Below are 16,938 nucleotides of genomic sequence, written 5' to 3' on the forward strand. Positions count from 1 at the left end.
CATCTCGGCGGCGCCTTGCATCACGGTGGCGGCACGCTAACCTGAATGAGGGACCGGTCTGGTGGAGGTCCCGTCAGGAGGTTAACGATGAAGCTCTATCATTTTCCCGCTTCCCCCAACTCGCGCCGCGTCCAGCTGACCGCGGCCTATCTGGGCATCACATTCGACGAGCAGCAGGTCGTCGATATCACCAAGGGCGAGCAGAAGACGCCCGAATATCTCGCGCTCAATCCGAACGGGCTGACACCGACGCTCGTCGATGGCGATCTGGTCCTGTGGGAATCCCGTGCGATCGCGCAGTATCTCGCGGCGAAGAAGCCCGAGGCCGGGCTGCTCGGGCGCGACGAGACGGAGCGCGCGGACATTGCGCGCTGGCAGTGCTGGGACGTCGGGCATCTGATGCCGCACATGTTTACGCTGGTGTGGGAAGTGCTGGTGAAGTCGATGCTGAAGCTTGGCGCACCCGACCAGCCCGCGGTGGATCGCGCCTACGAGCAGGTGGGGCGCTGCCTCGGGGTGCTGGACACGTGCCTGACGGGACGGCAATACCTCGTCGGCGGATCGCTGACGCTCGCCGACCTGACGGTGGCCGCGTCCTTTACCTATGCCGAGGCGCTGAAGCTGCCGGTCGGGGATTTCCCGCGGGTAAAGGACTGGTTCGGACGCGTCCAGGCGCTGGAGGCGTGGAAGGCGACGCAGCCGTGATGCCGCGGGGGCGCCCGTATTCGGGAGGTTGACACCTTGTCCCATGCATTGTGGCGGGCCGCGCGGGTGGAGCGGGCGGCACGCGAGGCAGTGAAGCAGCGTGTCCGGGAGCGCACCGAACGTGCGCTGCAGCAGGCGCTCGCCTTCCAGCGGGCGATACTCGACAGCGCGAGCTACGCGATCATCGCGACCGACAAGCAGGGAGTCATTCTTACCCTCAATCCCGCCGCCGAACGTATGCTGGGATACAGCGCCACTGAAGTGGAGGGCAAGGCGACGCCGCTGCTCTTCCACGATCAGGCAGAGATGTCGCAGCGTGCCGCGGCGCTGTCGCGCGAACTGGGAGAGCCGATCGGGGCGGGCTTCGAGGTGTTCACGGTGAAGCCGCGGCGCGACCAGGCGGACGAGAACGAGTGGACCTATGTGCGCAAGGACGGCGTGCGCGTTCCGGTACGGCTTTCCATCACTGCGCTGCGGGATGTGCAAGGAGAGATTACCGGCTACCTTGGCATTGCCTCGGATATTACCGAGCATAAGCGGGCGCAGCAGGCAATCCTGGAACACGAGCGCCGCTTTCGTGCCATCTTCGACCAGACCTTCGAGTTCACCGGGTTGCTCTCCCCGGACGGCACCCTGCTCGAGGCGAATCAGACGGCGCTCGACTTTGTCGGCGCCGCGCGTAGCGACGTGGTCGGCCGCTCTTTCTGGGAGACGCCGTGGTGGCGCATTTCGCAGGAAGTGCAGGATCGTCTGCGGCTGGCCATCTCCGAGGCTGCGCAAGGCAGATTCGTGCGCTACGAGATCGAGGCTTTCGGGGTGGACGACTCTCTCCACATCCTGGATTTCTCGCTCAAGCCGGTTTACGACGAGCGCGGCGAGGTCGTGCTGCTCATTCCCGAAGGACGCGACATCACCGAACGCAGGCAGGCGGAAGCCGCCATCGAGCGCCTCAATCGGGCGCTGGCGCGGCGCGCAGCCGAACTCGAAAGTGTCAACCGCGAGCTCGAATCGTTCTCGTATTCGGTTTCCCATGACTTGCGCGCGCCGCTGCGCAGCATCGACGGTTTCAGCCAGGTATTGCTGGAAGACTATGCGGATCGGCTGGACGAGGACGGCCGCGACGCGCTGCGCCGGGTGCGCGCCGCCAGTCAGCGCATGGCGCAGCTGATCGACGATATCCTCAAGCTCTCCCGCCTGTCGCGCGCGGAGATGCACCGCGAGCCGGTGGACCTATCGGCCATCGCGCGCACGATCGCCGACGAATTGCGCTGGACGGAGCCGAAGCGCGAGGTGGAGTTCGTCATCGCCGACGGCGTCACCGCGCGGGCCGACGCGCGGCTGTTGCGGGTGGCGTTGGAGAATCTGCTGGGCAATGCGTGGAAATACACTGCGCGGCACCCGCGGGCGCGTATCGAGTTCGGCACCGAGCGCGGCACGGACGGCTCCGTGGTCTATCTCGTGCGCGATGACGGTGCGGGTTTCGACATGGCGTATGCCGGCAAGCTCTTCGGCGCTTTCCAGCGGCTGCACGGCGATGCCGAGTTCCCCGGCTCCGGCGTCGGACTGACCAGCGTGCAGCGCATCGTGCACCGTCATGGCGGCGAGGTGTGGGCGGAAGGGGCCGTTGAAGGCGGCGCGACGTTCCGCTTCACCCTGCCCGACGAACGCGCCGCCGCGTATCCGATGGACAAACCCTTGTCGGGGGAGCCTTGATATGGAGAATCGAACCGTCCTGCTGGTGGAGGACAACGCCGATGACGAGGTGCTTACGCTGCGCGCCCTGCGCAAGCACGGCATCACTAACGTGGTGGTCAAGCGCGATGGCGCCGAGGCCCTCGACTACCTCCTCGGCGGCGCTGAGCTGCCCGCGGTGGTGCTGCTTGACCTCAAGCTGCCCAAGGTGGACGGCCTGGAGGTGCTGCGCCGGCTGCGCGCCGATGCGCGCACGCGCATCCTGCCGGTCGTGATCCTGACCTCGTCCAAGGAGGAAAGCGATCTGTTCGAGGGGTACGGACGCGGCGCCAACAGCTACATTCGCAAACCCGTGGATTTCGTCGCGTTCATGGAAGCCGTACGCCAGCTGGGGGTGTACTGGCTCGAACTCAACGAGCCGCCTCCGGTGCGAGGATAGGGCGATGGCGGGGGAGCAGCTCAGGGTGCTGATCGTCGAGGATGCGGAGGACGACGCGCTGCTGATTGCTCGCGAGTTGCGGCGCGGCGGCTACGATCCGGTACTTACCCGTGTGGACACGGAGGCGGCGATGCGTGCCGCGCTGGGCGAATGCGGCGCGATCGACATGATCATCTCCGACTACACGCTGCCGCGTTTCTCCGGTCCCGCGGCCCTGGAGGTGTTCAAGGACTGTCGTTGCGATCTGCCGTTCATCATCGTTTCGGGCACCATCGGCGAGGAAACCGCGGTGAAACTGCTCAAGGCGGGCGCCCACGACTTCATCCTCAAGAGCAACCTCGCGCGGCTGGTGCCGGCGGCAGACCGCGAGCTGCGTGAAGTCGAGGTGCGCCGTGCGCGCCGCCACGCCGAGGCATGCCTGCGCGAGAGCGAGGAACGCTATGCGCTCGCGGCACAGGGCGCCAACGACGGGCTGTGGGACTGGGACCTGCGGGCCGGGAGCGTCTACTATTCGCCGCGCTGGAAGGCCATGCTGGGGTACGCCGAGGACGAGATCGGCGATGGCATCGACGAATGGTTCTCGCGTGTGCACGAGGACGACCGGCCGGTCGTGGAATCCCGGCTGCAGGCGCATCTTTCGGGCAGCACAGCCCATTTCGAGAGCGAGCACCGCATGCGCAACAAGCGCGATGAGATCCTCTGGATGCTCACGCGCGGCCTCGCGGTGCGCGATGCGGATCGGCAACCTTACCGCGTCGCAGGCTCGCAGACCGACATTACCGAACGCAAGCGCGCCGAGGAGCGCTTGCGCTTCCAGGCGCTGCACGATGCCCTTACCGGATTGCCCAACCGCACGCTGTTCATGGAGCGCCTGCAGAGTGCGCTCGAGGGTGGGGAAGTGGGTGAGTGCCGCTTTGCCGTGATGCTGGTGGACCTCGACCGCTACAAGATCATCACGGACAGCTTCGGCCACAGCGTGGGTGACGCGCTGGTGCTGGCCGTGGCGCGCATGCTGCAGGCGCGGATCGGACCGCGGGATACCGTGGCCCGCCTCGGTGGCGACGAGTTCGCCGTGCTGGTGGAAGGGATGACCAGCGCCGACGCGGCCGTCGTCTTCGCCGAAAGTTTCCAGGCGGCATTGACGGGCCCGCTTCCCATCGACGGCCACGACGTGTTTACCACCGCCAGCATCGGTATCGTCATGGGCCCCGAGCGGTACAGCACGCCCGAGGAAATGCTGCGCGACGCCGACACCGCCAATCAGCGCGCCAAGGCGCAACGCAAGGGGCACTGCCAGGTGTTCGACACGGCAATGCATACCTTCGCGGTGAACCAGTTGCGCCTGGAAACCGACCTGCGGCGGGCAGTGGAGCGCGACGAGCTGGCGCTCTTCTACCAACCACTGGTAAATCTCGCGAGCGGCGAGATCGACGGGTTCGAGGCGCTGCTGCGCTGGCGCCATCCCGAACGCGGCCTGATGTCGCCGTCGGAATTCATCCCGGTCGCGGAAGACACCGGCCTGATCGTGCCGCTTGGAAGCTGGGCCCTGCGGGAAGCCTGCCGGCAGTTGAGTGCGTGGCAGGCGCAGTTCCCCGCGCTGCGTCCAAAGGTAAGCGTCAACTTGTCCGCGGTCCAGTTCGCCCAGCCGGACCTCGCGGACGTCGTACTACAGGCGCTGGCCAGCGCCCATCTGGAGGCCCGCTACCTGAAGCTCGAGATCACCGAAAGCGTGCTCATGGCCAGCAGCGCGGCGGCCATGAAGATGCTCGACCGCTTGCAGAACGAGCAGATCAAGTTCCTGATGGACGATTTCGGCACCGGCTATTCCAGCCTGTCCTACCTTCACCGCTTTCCGCTCGACGTCCTCAAGATCGACGCCTCCTTCGTGCAGAAGATGGACAAGGAGGCGAAGCACGACGAGATCGTGCAGGCGATCGTCGCGCTCGCGAACAGTCTGAACATGGAGATCGTGGCCGAGGGCATGGAAACCCTCGGGACCCTGGCACGGCTGCGCGAGCTCAAGGTCGGTTTCGGCCAGGGTTACCTCTTCTCACGGCCCCTGGAAGCGGAGGCGGCCGGCCGCCTGCTGGCGAGCCGGCGGCACTGGTAGCGCTGTCGCCGCCCGGGCGGGTTCCCCGCGAGAGGATCATTTGTCGCGCCCGCCGTGCCAGATCGATACGAGCACGGCCACTCCGCCGATGACGGCCCCGAAGAAGCCCAGCATGCCGAAGGTCTGCAGCGCGGCGAACGCGGGTTCGCGCACGACGGTCATCACGATCGCCGAGCCGATGATCAGCGCAGCGGTGACGATGCCGATGGTCATGCGCGTGGCCGCGCGGTCGAGCTGCTCGCCGAGGCGCTTGAGCGAGACGATGTCGACCTGCATCTGGAGTTTGCCGCGCCGGGCCGAGCGCAGAAGCTGGCTGAGGTCGCGCGGGAGGCCGGTGACGAGGTCCACGGCCTGCGCGAACGTGCGCCAGCCGCGCTTTGCGATGGCTGCCGGGGCATGATGGGCGAGCAGCACGCGGCGCAGGAAGGGGGCGGCCTCGGCGCCCATGTCGAAATCGGGATCGAGCTGGCGGCCCATGCCTTCCAGCGTGATGAAGGCCTTGATCAGCAAGGACAGGTCGGGCGGCAGGGCGATGCCGTGCTCGCGCAGGATCATCACCAGGTCGGACAGCATCGCGCCGATGTCGAGTTGCTTGAGGGGGACGCCCTTGTACTGGTCGACGAAGGTGTCGATCTCGTGGCGCAGGCGTTCCGGCTCCGTTTCGGGGGCGTCGGCGTCGCGCCATTCGAGCAGGACATCGGCGACGGCGGCTGCGTCGTTGGAGACGAGACCGTTGAGCAGCACGGCGAGTTCGTAGCGGCGCGTTTCGGAGAGCCGGCCGACCATGCCGAAGTCGATGAAGGCGATGCGGTTGCCGTGCAGGTAGAAGACGTTGCCGGGGTGCGGGTCGGCGTGGAAGAAGCCGTCTTCGAGCATCATCTTCAACACCGCCGCGGCGCCGCGGCGGGCGAGGAGCTTGCGTTCCAGCCCCGCAGCATCGACGCCGGCAAGATCCCGGCCGGGGATGCCGTCGATGAAGTCCTGCACGTTCAGGCGTTCGCCGCACCACTGCCAATGCACGCGCGGAATGACGATCTCGGGGTGCCCGATGAAGCTTGCAGCGACGCGCTCGGCGTAGCGGCACTCGGCGGCGAAGTCGATTTCGCGGCGCAGCGACAGCGTGAATTCGCGCACGACCTGGCAGGGGCGGTAGCGGCGCAGGTCCGGCGCTTCGGCCTCGATGATCTCGGCGAGGCGGGCGAGCAGCCGCAGGTCTGCCTCAATGGTCGGGCGGATGCCGGGCCGGCGCACCTTCAGGATCACCGGGCGGCCGTCGTGCAGCCGGGCGCGGTAGACCTGCGCGAGCGAGGCGGCCGCGAGGGGCTGGGTGTCGAGTTCGGCGAAGGCGGCTTCGGGCGCTTCGCCGAGATCCTCGGTGAGCTGTTCGCGCACCTGCTCGAAGGGAACGGCCGGGGCCGAATCCTGCAGGCGGCCGAATTCGGCGATCCATTCGGGCGGGAGGAGATCGACTCGGGTGGCGAGGATCTGGCCGAGTTTGATGAAGGTCGGGCCGAGCTCTTCCAGGGCGCGGCGCACGCGCGCCGGGGGTTCCAGGCGGGCGAGTTCCTCGGGCTCGTTCCAGTGCAGGGCCTTGCCGGCGCGCTCCAGCGTGTCGGCAAGGCCTATGCGGCGTACGAGATCGCCGAAGCCGTAACGGATCAGGACGGCGGCGATGTCGTGGGCGCGTGTCAGCTCACGTGTCGCGCCGATCGCTTTCCACAGCATCAGGCCTGCGGATCGCGCGGTCCGCCCTTGTCGTCATCCGAGCCGGCCGGGTGCAGGCGGTCGGCGACGCCCCTGAGCATCCCCGAGGCCAGCGCCGCGAGCAGTCCCGCCTCGTTGCGCAGGGTCTGCGCGCCGCTTTGCACCTGCTCGCGCGTGAGGTCGGCGACGGCACGCGCGAGATCGGCTCCCGCGTTCGCGATGCGTCCGCCGACCGCGGTGCCGCTGTTGCGGGCGTGCTCGGTGAGTTCGTGCAGCGTGGCGCGCGCGAGGCCGGTCGCGCCGCGTCCCGCGTCAGCCAGCGTGCGCAGGAAGTTCGACTCCATGGCGCCCAGCTGGTCGAGCGTGCCGCGGATTTCCTGGCGCGAGTACTCGCTGCTGCGTCCGACTGCTTCCTTCACGGCGAGCAGCGTCGCCTGGGCCGCCGCCGCAAGGGCTTCGTCCAGCCCGCGCACCGCTTCGCGCATGGCTTCGGTGCGTTCTCGATCCGGGCGTTCGATGCCTTGCTGCGCGCCCCTGAGCACGGCGTCGGTGACTTGCTTGAGCGCGTCGGCATCCAGTTTGCCGTGCGACAGTGCCCCCAGCGTGATCGTCCGCACGCGCTCGGCAACTGAAGCCGGATCGCCGTCGACGGCAGCCTCCACGTCGCGTTCGATGCTTTCGAAATCCTGACTCATGAGCGTTCCCCTGTTCGTCCGGCGTCCGGCGGGGCGCCGATGCTGTTGCCACACGTTTGAAGTATGGCCTCCGGAAAGGTGGATGGCGATGGAATTTTTGACGCTATCCAGCCTGCAAGGACCTGCCGCTGATCGTGTCCGGCGGCCTGCGTGGCTTACCATTGTGCTCCTGACCGCTGCGACCGTCTTTCTGCACCCCTTGCCATGACCGACTCCGTTTCGCCCGCCTTCTCCGGCCTCGAACCCGCTCCCGTGTGGGCGCATTTCTCCACGTTGTGCCGCATCCCGCGCCAGTCCAAGGAGGAGGGCGCGCTGCGCGACCTGCTGCGCGACCGGGCACTGGCGCGCGGACTGGCGGTGTCGGTCGATGGCGCAGGAAACTTGCTGATCCGCAAACCGGCAAGCAAGGGCTGCGAGGGCGCCCTGGGCGTCGTGCTGCAGGCGCATCTGGACATGGTGTGCCAGAAGACGGCCGATTCGGCGCACGACTTTTCCCGCGACGCGATCGGGGTGGAGCGGGACGGCGACTGGCTCGCCGCCACGGCAACGACTCTCGGTGCCGACAACGGCATCGGGGTGGCGCTGATCGTCGCCGTACTGGAGGACGATTCGCTCGCGCACGGGCCGATCGAAGCCTTGCTGACCGTGGATGAGGAGGCCGGCATGGGCGGCGCGCAGGGGCTGGCCGCCGACGCGCTGCAGGGGCGGCTGATGCTGAACCTCGACACCGAGGAGTGGGGGGAGTTCTTCATCGGCTGTGCCGGCGGGCTGGACGTGAATGTGCGGCGCGACGGGCTGGCGGAGCCGCCTCCGGCCGGAACAGAACAGTGGCAGGTCGAGGTGCATGGCCTGCGCGGCGGACATTCGGGCGTCGACATCCACGAGGAGCGCGGCAACGCGATCAAGTTGCTGGTGCGCGTGCTGCGCGATCTGGAACGCCGTTTCGACCTGCGCCTCGGTTCGCTCGAAGGCGGTTCGGCGCGCAATGCGCTGCCGCGCGATGCGCGGGCGCGGGTGGCGCTGAGGGCCGGATGCGGAGATGAACTGACGCTTGTCCTCGCGGAATGGCAGGCGCGCTTGCGGGACGAGTTGAAGGGCGTGGACGAAGGTGTGAGCCTGCGGGCCGTGCCCGTCGCGGCTGTCGAGCGCGTGATGTCCGTGCCGGAGCAGGCGGTGTGGCTCGCCTCGCTGCATGCGGCACCGCACGGGGTGCGCCGCCGCAGCCTGAGCGTGCCGGGAGTCGTCGAGACGTCGAACAACCTCGGCATCGTCGCGCTGGGTCCGGATGGCGGCTCGTGCAGCTTCATGGTGCGGTCCCTGCTGGACGGGGCGGCCGTCGCGCTTGGCGACGAGATCGTCAGCCTCTTCGGCCTGTCGGGAACGGCAGCCGAGGCGTCGGGTCACTATCCGGGATGGGCGCCGCAGGCCGATTCGCCCTTGCTCGCACTGTGCCGCGAAGTGTATCGGCACGAATACGGAGTCGAGTCGCGCGTGCAGGTCATCCATGCGGGGCTCGAATGCGGGCTCATCGCGGCCAACTATCCGGACATGCAGATCGTGTCCTTCGGGCCGACGATACGCGGCGCCCACGCACCCGGCGAGCGCGTCGAGATCGCGTCGGTGGGCCGCGTATGGCACCTGCTGGGCGCGATCCTCGCGGCGGTCGCCGAACGGCGCGAGGTGGGGGCATGAATCCCGAGCACCTCGAAGCGCTGGTCGCGACGGAGATGCCTTTCGGGAAGTACAAGGGCCGGCTGATCGCCGATCTGCCGGGGCATTACCTGAACTGGTTCGCCCGCGAAGGTTTCCCTCCGGGCAGGCTGGGGCAACTGATCGCCTTGATGCATGAACTCGATCACAACGGCTTGTCCGGACTGCTGACGCCGCTGCGGAAGTGATCGCCTCGCGGTCGAATTCGAAAGCAAGGACCGGAGTGTGTCCGGGCTGAGGGATGCTTAAAGTATTGCTCACCGGACTCTGATGGAGCGATGAAGATGTCGAGGCAAATCGAGGCGCGTGCCGCTGCGACGGCGGCCGATCCGCGCTGGAGCGCCGTGCAGGCGCGCGATGCGACGGCTGACGGGGCGTTCTGCTACGCGGTGCGGACTACCGGCGTGTATTGCCGGCCGTCGTGCGCGGCACGCACGCCGCGGCCCGAGAACGTCGAGTTCTTCGCGACGGGTGAGGCGGCGGTCCGCGCCGGCTATCGCGCGTGCCGGCGCTGCTTGCCGGACGGGCCGTCGCTCGCGCAGCAGCATGCGGAAACCGTGGCCGGTCTGTGCCGGCGGATCGAGCAGGCCGAAACGCCGCCTACGCTCGACGAACTGGCGCGCTCGGCGAACATGAGCACCTTCCACCTGCACCGCATCTTCAAGGCCATCACCGGGACCACGCCCCGCGCGTATGCGAAGGCGTGCCGGGCGGCGAGGATGCGGGCGAAGCTCGACGGCGGCACGTCGGTGACCGATGCGCTCTACGCGGCGGGATATGGTTCGAGCGGGCGCTTCTACGAGGATGTGGGGCGGACGCTGGGCATGAGCGCCGGCAGCTACCGCATGGGCGGCGCGCGCCAGCAGATCCGCTTTGCGGTCGGCCAGTGCTCGCTCGGTGCGGTCCTCGTTGCTAGCACCGCGCGCGGTGTGTGCGCGATCCTCATCGGCGACGATCCCGACGCGTTGCTGCGCGACCTTCAGGACCGCTTCGCGCATGCCGAACTGATCGGCGGCGACGCGGCGTACGAGCGCGTCGTCGCAAGCGTGGTCGGCTTCGTCGAGGCGCCGAAACTGGGCCTGGACCTGCCGCTGGACGTGCGTGGCACGGCGTTTCAGATGCGGGTGTGGCAGGCGCTGCAGGAGATTCCGGCCGGGGCGACCGCGAGCTATACGGAGATCGCGCGGCGGATCGGCGCGCCCGCGGCGGTGCGCGCGGTCGCCGGGGCCTGCGCGGCGAACCCGCTCGCCGTGGCGATTCCGTGCCACCGCGTCGTGCGCAGCGACGGCGGCCTGTCCGGCTATCGTTGGGGCGTCGAGCGCAAGCGCCTGCTGCTCGCGCGCGAAGCGGCGCAATGAGGCGACAGGCGGCCATCTCGATCGCGCTGCCAGGCGGGTTCCGCGCAGGAAACATTCTTGCGTTCCACCGGCGTGACACGCAGGAGCTGGCCGAACGGGTCACGGGGGATTCGCTGCACAAGGGCCTGTTGTGGGACGGCATTCCCGCCTGCCTGCGCGTGCATTTCGCGGACGGTGTGGCGACTGCGGAAATCGCGCTCGACACGGAGCCGGGCCAGGACGCGAATCAGGATCTGGAACCCCGCTTCGCCGCGATGGTGCGGCGCATGCTCGGACTGGAGCAGACGGTCGAGGCATTCGAGGAACGCTTTCGCGACGATCCGGCCATCGGCCCGCTGATCTCGGCTCAGAAGGGGCTGCGCGTGCCCGTCACGGCAACCCCCTTCGAGGCGCTGAGCTGGGCCGTGACCGGCCAGCAGATCAGCGTCGCGGCTGCCGTGTCGCTGCGTCGGCGGCTGATCGTCGCCGCCGGGATTCGCCATGCCTCGGGGATGCTGTGCTACCCGGACGCGGCACGGCTCGCGCTCTTCGCGGAGGAGGACCTCCGCGCCGCCGGCTTTTCGACCGCGAAGGCGCGCACGCTGCTGGCGCTCGCGCGGCTGGTGACCGGCGGCGAACTGCCGCTCGACGTCTGGGCCGGAGCCGCATCCATCGATGAGATTCGTGCGGGCCTGCTCGCGGTGCGTGGAGTCGGGCCGTGGACGGTCGATTACGTGCTGCTGCGGGGTTACGGCTGGCTCGACGGCTCGCTGCATGGCGACGTCGCCGTGCGCCGGGGGATGCAGGCGTTGCTGGGAACGGAGGGCAGGGTGGGCGAAGCCGAGGCCAGGGAATGGCTCGCCCGCTATGCGCCGTGGCGTGCGCTGGTGGCCGCACACCTCTGGGCTGCAGGGGCGGCTGTGGCATATTGACGGGCGGGCGCGCCGGGATCGGTTCGCAAGGACCGACGCCGGAGCCTCCTGTGCCCGGGGCTGCATCGCGGCCCGTCCGGCGGCCCGGTCCTGTCGCGGGTACCACGCGGAACATGCAGGCGCGATGATGGCGACATGATCCGGTACTTCGATATGATGCATTCGTGATTGGCGAGCACGCCAGTGGAGGAGCGCAGATCCGATGACCGAAGCGGCATTCATCGACATCGATGGCGGGCAGGTGCGACTGCGGGGCGACTGGACGATCGCAAACTACACGGTCCTCGCATCCGAAGTCGCGCGCCTGCGAGCGCTAGTCGCCGACACCGCGGACGTCGCCGAGATCGACCTCGCCGCGCTCGGCGCACTCGACACGGCCGGCGTCAGCCTGCTGCATCAATTGCTGGGTAAGGACAGGCTGGCGATGCTGGCCTCGGACGCGAGTCCGCTTCCGTCCGAGCGGCGCGCCCTGCTGCGCGCCGTTGCGGACGTGATCGATGCTTCGACGGCATCCACCGCGCCGGCACGGGGCTATGCGTTCGGTGACATCATGGAGCACGCGGGCATCGGCATGCTCGCCTTCTACCGCCACGTGATCGACATCGCCGGCTTCATCGGCATCACGCTGGAGACGGGGTTCCACGTGCTGTTGCGGCCGCGGCGCTGGCGCATCACCTCGCTCGCCGCGAACCTCGAGCGTACGGGCCTCGACGCCGTGCCCATCGTCGCGCTGCTGACCTTCCTCATCGGCGCGGTGGTCGCCTTTCTCGGCGCCACGGTGCTGGCAGGCTTCGGCGCCAGCATCTTCACGGTCGACCTCGTCGCGTTCTCCTTCCTGCGCGAGTTCGGGCCGATGCTCACCGCGATCATCGTCGCCGGCCGGACGGCGAGTGCCTTCACGGCGCAGATCGGTTCGATGCGCGCGAACGAGGAGATCGACGCGATCCGCGTGGGCGGACTGAATCCGGTCGAGCTGCTGGTCGTGCCGCGTGTGGCGGCGCTGCTGTTGGCCCTGCCGATGCTGAGCTTCATCGCGATGATCTCGGGCATCGTCGGAGGCATGCTGGTGTGCGCGCTGACGCTCGAAATCTCTCCGACGATGTTCCTGTCGGTGCTGGAAAGCCATGTCGGGCTGCGGCACTTCATCGTCGGCATGGCCAAGGCGCCGATCTTCGCCTTCCTGATCGCCGTCATCGGCTGCCTCGAAGGTTTCAGGGTGGAGGGCAGCGCCCAATCCGTGGGCGAACACACGACCTCGTCGGTCGTGCAGTCCATCTTCATCGTGATCGTCGTCGATGCGGTGGCGGCGCTCTTCTGCATGGAGATGGGCTGGTGACGAACATCATCGAAGTGCGCGGCGTGCGCAACCAGTTCGGCCCTCAGGTGGTGCATGACGATCTCGATCTCGACGTGCGTCGCGGCGAGATCCTCAGCGTGGTTGGCGGCTCGGGTACCGGCAAGTCCGTCCTGCTGCGCACCATCGTCGGCCTCAACCGGCCAGTGGCGGGCAGCGTCAGCGTGTTCGGCGAAGACCTGCTCGACCTGCCCGCGGCGCGGCGGGCCGCCCTCGAACGGCGCTTCGGCGTGCTGTTCCAGAAGGGGGCGCTGTTCTCGTCGCTGACCGTCGCCGAGAATGTCGCGCTGCCGCTGATCGAGCACGCCGGGCTCAAGGCCGCCGAGGCGGGGCGGCTCGCCGCGCTCAAGATCGCGCTCGCCGGGCTGCCGGCCAACGCGGGCGAAAAATATCCGGCAGACCTCTCCGGTGGCATGATCAAGCGCGCGGCCTTGGCGCGTGCGCTGGCGCTCGACCCCGACATCCTGTTCCTCGACGAACCGACCGCAGGACTCGATCCGATCGGCGCCGCGGCGTTCGACGAGCTCATCCTGACCCTGCGTGACGCGCTCGGCCTCACCGTATTCATGGTCACGCACGATCTGGACACGATCTACACCATCACCGACCGGGTGGCCGTGCTCGCGCAAAAACGCGTCCTCGTGAATGATCGTCTCGATGTCGTCGCGGACTTCGACGACGCATGGATCCGCGAATACTTCCACGGTCCGCGGGGGCGTGCCGCTGCGCAGGCCGTACCGCCGGCGCAGCGCGCGCCGCACAACCTTTCCCATGGGGAGCAAGCCTGAATGGAAACACGTGCCCATCACGTGCTGATCGGTTTCTTCACCCTGCTGGTGGTCGGCGCGGCGCTGATGTTCGCGCTGTGGCTCGGCAAGACCGATAGCGACAAGCAGTTCCGCACCTACGACGTCGTGTTCCAGGAGGCGGTCACCGGCCTCTCGAAGGGCAGCACGGTCGAGTTCAACGGTATCAAGATCGGCGACGTGTCGAGCCTGCGGCTCGATCCGCAGGATCCGCGCCGTGTGTTCGCGCGCGTGCGCGTCGACGCCGAGGCCCCCGTGCGCAGCGACACCCGGGCGCGCCTCGTGCCCGCCGGGATCACCGGCATCTCGATCATCCGCCTGAGCAGCGGTGACGATCCGGCGAGCACGCCGCTCGAAGGCGAGGCGGGACAGGTACCGGTGATCGTCGCTACGCCGTCGCCGCTCAGCAAGCTGCTGGCCGACGGCGAGGATGCCATGCTCAACGCGAACCAGGTGCTGCTGCAGGCGCGCGAGCTTTTTTCTGCGGAAAACGTCGAAAGTGTCGGCCGCATGCTGCACAGCCTGGAACAGGCTACCGGCGCGATCGCGGCCCAGCGCGAGGATCTTGGTCGCGCACTGAAGGAGTTGGCCGGCGCGAGCGAGCAGGCGAACGCGACCCTGGCCGAAGCGACGAAGCTGGCGAAATCCACCAACCGGCTCATCGACGAGCGCGGCGTGCAGACGCTGCAGAGCGCCCAGAACGCAATGGCCGCCTTCGAGCAGGCGATGCAGAAGGTCGATGCGCTGCTGGTCGAAAACCGCGCGCAGCTCGCCACCGGGGTACGCGGCGCGGCCGAGATCGGGCCGGCGCTCATCGAACTGCAGGACACGCTCGCATCGGTGCGAACGATCGCCCGGCAGCTCGAAACCCGGCCCGCGGACTACCTGCTGGGCAACGAATCGATGAAGGAGTTCAAGCCATGACCAAGCTTTGCCGGAGCGCCCGGCGCGGCGGGGCCGGGCCGCGGTGCGCGGTCGTGCTGTCCGCGGCGCTGCTCCTGTCCGCGTGTTCCGTGTTGCCCAAGGCAGAGCCGGTCGACACCTATCTGCTCCCCGGTGCGCCTGCGCACGCTGCGGCCGACGGTAAGCCGCTTGCCGTTTCGCTGCGGGTGGCCAAACCGGCAAGCGGAGTTCACCTGTCCGGCCAGCGCATCGTGGTCATGCCGCAGGACAACCAGGTGAGCGTGTATCAGGGCGCGAGCTGGAGCGAGCCCGCGCCGGTGCTGGTGCGCGACCGCCTGATCGACGCCCTGCGCGCCGACGGCCGGATCGCCGCGCTGAGCAGCGACGAAGCCCGGCTGCAGGCGGACTACGAAATCGTCAGCGACCTGCGTGCCTTTCAGAGCGAATACCGTGGGGGCGCCCCGGAGGCCGTCGTGCGGCTCGATGCGCGGCTGGTCGAGCGCGAAGGGCGGCGCATTCTCGCCAACCGGACCTTCGAGGCCGGAGTGCGTGCATCGGGGGCTGACGTCCCGGCCGTCGTGAGTGCCTTCGGCGCGGCTTCGACGCACGTGGCGACCGAGCTTGCAACGTGGGCCGTGGACGAGATCCGGCGAGTTCCGCCGCGGCAATGATGCCGCCCGCCCATGGGGCGGCAAAGTCGGGCGGCAGGGCGGCGCACTACTTGCGGTGCGACTCCTGCCACTTGTCGAGCGAAACCAGCACCCTGTCCAGCAGGGTGTGCAGGTGATCCCAGTCCTCGCTGCTGAGCTCCGCGAACATCTCGCGTTCCAGTCCCCGGCCGATCTCTTCGCCGTCGCGCCAGACCTGCATGCCGAGTTCGGTCAGCGCGAGGTGCTGCTGGCGGTTGTCGTTGACATTGGGGCTGCGCGTGATGAGGCCGCGGTCTTCGAGAAAGGCGATGTTCTTGGACAGCAGCGTCTTGTCGAGGACCAGCATGTTGCCGAGATCCTTCGCCGTGATGCCGGGGTGGTCGTGCACGAGACGCAGCACGCGCAGCTCGCGGACGCCGAGTCCGAAGGCCTTCTTGTAGTACGTGTTGCCCGCCTTGATCGAGATCGTCTTGATCAGGTCGAGCTTGTAGGTGAGATAGGGGGCGTTGGTGTCGTTCATCAGAATACGTTGCCGGCACAATGTCGCCCGGAAAGCTCCGTTGGCGTGAAAAAAGGCAACCCCATTATGACGGAGTTGCCTTGGCCGGAACAGCGGAAGCTGATATTAGATGCGCTCAGCGCAGGAAGGATTCCGCAAGCGCGACCCAATATGCCGCCCCGACCGGCAGGTTGCGGTCGTCGAAGTCGTATTGCGGATGGTGCACCATCGGCGTGTCGCCGTTGCCGATGAAGCAGTAGGTGCCCGGCTTGTGCTGCGCGAAGAACGCGAAATCCTCGCTGCCCATGAAGCGGGGGCCATCGGTGACGACCTTGTCGGCACCGAGCAGGTCCTTCGCCACCGTCGCCGCGAACGCGGTCTGTTCGGCATCGTTCACCAGCACGGCGCCCGGCGTGCCTTCGCGGATTTCCCAGGTCACCCCGTAACAGTCCGCCTGCGCGGCGGTGATCGAACGGACCTTGCCGAGCACGAGTTCGCGCGTCTCCGGCCGGCTCGTGCGGATGCTCAGGCGCAACAGTGCCGACTGCGGGATGACGTTGCCCGCGTCGCCGGCAAGGAAGGCGCCGACCGACACCACCGCGGAATCGAGCGGCGCGACGTTGCGGGACGTGATCGTCTGCAGAGCCATCACCAGCGACGCGCCGGCGACGACCGGATCGATGCTGCGCTCGGGCATCGATCCGTGGCTGCCCTTGCCGCCGAGTTCGATTTCCCAGTTGTCGACCGCCGCCATCACCGGACCGGTCGTGAAATGGATCGTGCCCAGTTCGAGTCCGGGCATGTTGTGCATGCCGAACACGGCGTCCATCGGGAAGCGCTCGAACAGTCCATCCTTGATCATCGCCAGCGCGCCGCCCATGACCTCTTCGGCCGGCTGGAAGATCAGTCGCACGGTGCCGTTGAAGCTCCGGGTGCGCGCCAGGTGCTGTGCCGCGCCGAGCAGCATAGCGCTGTGGCCGTCATGGCCGCAGGTGTGCGAACGGCCCTCGACGGTACTGCGGTGGTCGCCGGCTGCCTTTTCCGCGACCGGCAGGGCGTCTATGTCGGCGCGCAGGCCGATCGCCTTCCTGCCGTCACCGGCGGTGAGCGAGGCGACGATGCCGGTCTTGCCGACGCCGGTGGCGACCTCATAGCCCCACGAGCGGAGCAGGCCGGTGATGTATTCGGCGGTGTGGCGCTCCTCGAAGGCCAGTTCGGGGTGGCGATGCATGTGGTGGCGCCAGCCGGTGATTTGTTTCTCGTCGTTTGCGAGTTCCTGCAGCAGCGTGTTCATGTCTTCACCTCTGTTGGACGAAGGGGGTGGCTTTCCAGCTTCCGGGTCGGGAGGTCGTGTCAGGCGGGGACTAGGGAGGGGTCGGGGGAGAAGTCCCCGCCTGCACGA

The 16,938-nt window shown here is 68.0% G+C and carries 16 protein-coding genes; 12 read left to right on the top strand and 4 right to left on the bottom strand.

Translation table 11 applies throughout. The features are described from left to right. Positions 1–87 precede the first annotated feature (87 nt). From F464_RS0111685 to F464_RS0111700, 4 genes are read left to right on the top strand one after another with little or no spacing between them, the layout of a single operon-like run. Positions 88–705, top strand: a complete 618-nt coding sequence (locus F464_RS0111685; protein WP_018989997.1) for a glutathione S-transferase family protein — start codon at positions 88–90, stop codon at positions 703–705. A gap of 36 nt (positions 706–741) precedes the next feature. After that, positions 742–2,418, top strand: a complete 1,677-nt coding sequence (locus F464_RS28350; RefSeq protein ID WP_084600486.1) for a sensor histidine kinase — start codon at positions 742–744, stop codon at positions 2,416–2,418. A 1-nt stretch (position 2,419) separates the two neighbouring features. Continuing rightward, positions 2,420–2,836 (top strand): response regulator, encoded by a 417-nt coding sequence (locus tag F464_RS0111695; protein WP_018989999.1) that lies wholly within the window; start codon positions 2,420–2,422, stop codon positions 2,834–2,836. Positions 2,837–2,840: 4 nt separating this feature from the next. Next, complete coding sequence (locus F464_RS0111700; RefSeq protein ID WP_018990000.1) at positions 2,841–4,946, top strand: EAL domain-containing protein; 2,106 nt, start codon at positions 2,841–2,843, stop codon at positions 4,944–4,946. A 36-nt stretch (positions 4,947–4,982) separates the two neighbouring features. On the opposite strand, the gene F464_RS0111705 is transcribed toward F464_RS0111700, so the two are convergent. Both F464_RS0111705 and F464_RS0111710 read right to left on the bottom strand, forming a co-directional pair. Beyond that, positions 4,983–6,671: an ABC1 kinase family protein gene (locus F464_RS0111705; RefSeq protein ID WP_018990001.1), complete on the bottom strand. Its 1,689-nt coding sequence runs from the start codon at positions 6,669–6,671 to the stop codon at positions 4,983–4,985. Further along, positions 6,671–7,345 (bottom strand): DUF6781 family protein, encoded by a 675-nt coding sequence (locus F464_RS0111710; RefSeq protein ID WP_018990002.1) that lies wholly within the window; start codon positions 7,343–7,345, stop codon positions 6,671–6,673. Before F464_RS0111710 ends, F464_RS0111705 begins: the two co-directional genes overlap by 1 nt. A 204-nt stretch (positions 7,346–7,549) precedes the next feature. On the opposite strand from F464_RS0111710, the gene F464_RS0111715 reads away from it, so the two are divergent. From F464_RS0111715 to F464_RS0111750, 8 genes are all read left to right on the top strand, one after another. Next, positions 7,550–9,037, top strand: a complete 1,488-nt coding sequence (locus F464_RS0111715; RefSeq protein WP_018990003.1) for an aminoacyl-histidine dipeptidase — start codon at positions 7,550–7,552, stop codon at positions 9,035–9,037. Beyond that, the gene (locus tag F464_RS0111720) at positions 9,034–9,243 is read left to right on the top strand and encodes a DUF3820 family protein (RefSeq protein WP_018990004.1); all 210 of its coding nucleotides are present in this window, start codon (positions 9,034–9,036) and stop codon (positions 9,241–9,243) included. The genes F464_RS0111715 and F464_RS0111720 overlap by 4 nt, the downstream gene beginning before the upstream one ends. A gap of 96 nt (positions 9,244–9,339) precedes the next feature. Beyond that, complete coding sequence (ada, locus tag F464_RS0111725; RefSeq protein WP_157353723.1) at positions 9,340–10,413, top strand: bifunctional DNA-binding transcriptional regulator/O6-methylguanine-DNA methyltransferase Ada; 1,074 nt, start codon at positions 9,340–9,342, stop codon at positions 10,411–10,413. Continuing rightward, a complete protein-coding gene (locus F464_RS0111730; RefSeq protein WP_018990006.1) occupies positions 10,410–11,324 on the top strand; it encodes a DNA-3-methyladenine glycosylase family protein in 915 nt (304 codons plus the stop codon). The genes ada and F464_RS0111730 overlap by 4 nt, the downstream gene beginning before the upstream one ends. Before the next feature lie 202 nt (positions 11,325–11,526). Further along, entirely contained in the window at positions 11,527–12,660 is a 1,134-nt protein-coding gene (locus F464_RS0111735; protein ID WP_018990007.1) for an ABC transporter permease, read from the top strand. Then, positions 12,657–13,466 carry an ABC transporter ATP-binding protein gene (locus F464_RS28355; RefSeq protein WP_018990008.1) on the top strand — a complete coding sequence of 270 codons (810 nt, stop codon included), beginning with the start codon at positions 12,657–12,659 and terminating at the stop codon, positions 13,464–13,466. Before F464_RS0111735 ends, F464_RS28355 begins: the two co-directional genes overlap by 4 nt. Then, positions 13,467–14,408, top strand: coding sequence for an MlaD family protein (locus F464_RS0111745; RefSeq protein WP_018990009.1), 942 nt, complete (start codon positions 13,467–13,469; stop codon positions 14,406–14,408). Then, positions 14,405–15,058, top strand: a complete 654-nt coding sequence (locus F464_RS0111750; RefSeq protein WP_018990010.1) for an ABC-type transport auxiliary lipoprotein family protein — start codon at positions 14,405–14,407, stop codon at positions 15,056–15,058. The genes F464_RS0111745 and F464_RS0111750 overlap by 4 nt, the downstream gene beginning before the upstream one ends. A gap of 46 nt (positions 15,059–15,104) precedes the next feature. Here the strand turns inward: F464_RS0111750 and F464_RS0111755 are convergent, their stop codons facing one another. Together F464_RS0111755 and F464_RS0111760 are read right to left on the bottom strand one after the other, a co-directional pair. After that, positions 15,105–15,557, bottom strand: a complete 453-nt coding sequence (locus F464_RS0111755) for a MarR family winged helix-turn-helix transcriptional regulator (protein WP_018990011.1) — start codon at positions 15,555–15,557, stop codon at positions 15,105–15,107. A gap of 115 nt (positions 15,558–15,672) precedes the next feature. Beyond that, positions 15,673–16,830, bottom strand: coding sequence for a M20 aminoacylase family protein (locus F464_RS0111760; RefSeq protein WP_018990012.1), 1,158 nt, complete (start codon positions 16,828–16,830; stop codon positions 15,673–15,675). Positions 16,831–16,938: the final 108 nt, after the last annotated feature.

Source organism: Aromatoleum toluclasticum ATCC 700605, from assembly GCF_000378245.1.
GTDB lineage: Bacteria > Pseudomonadota > Gammaproteobacteria > Burkholderiales > Rhodocyclaceae > Aromatoleum > Aromatoleum toluclasticum.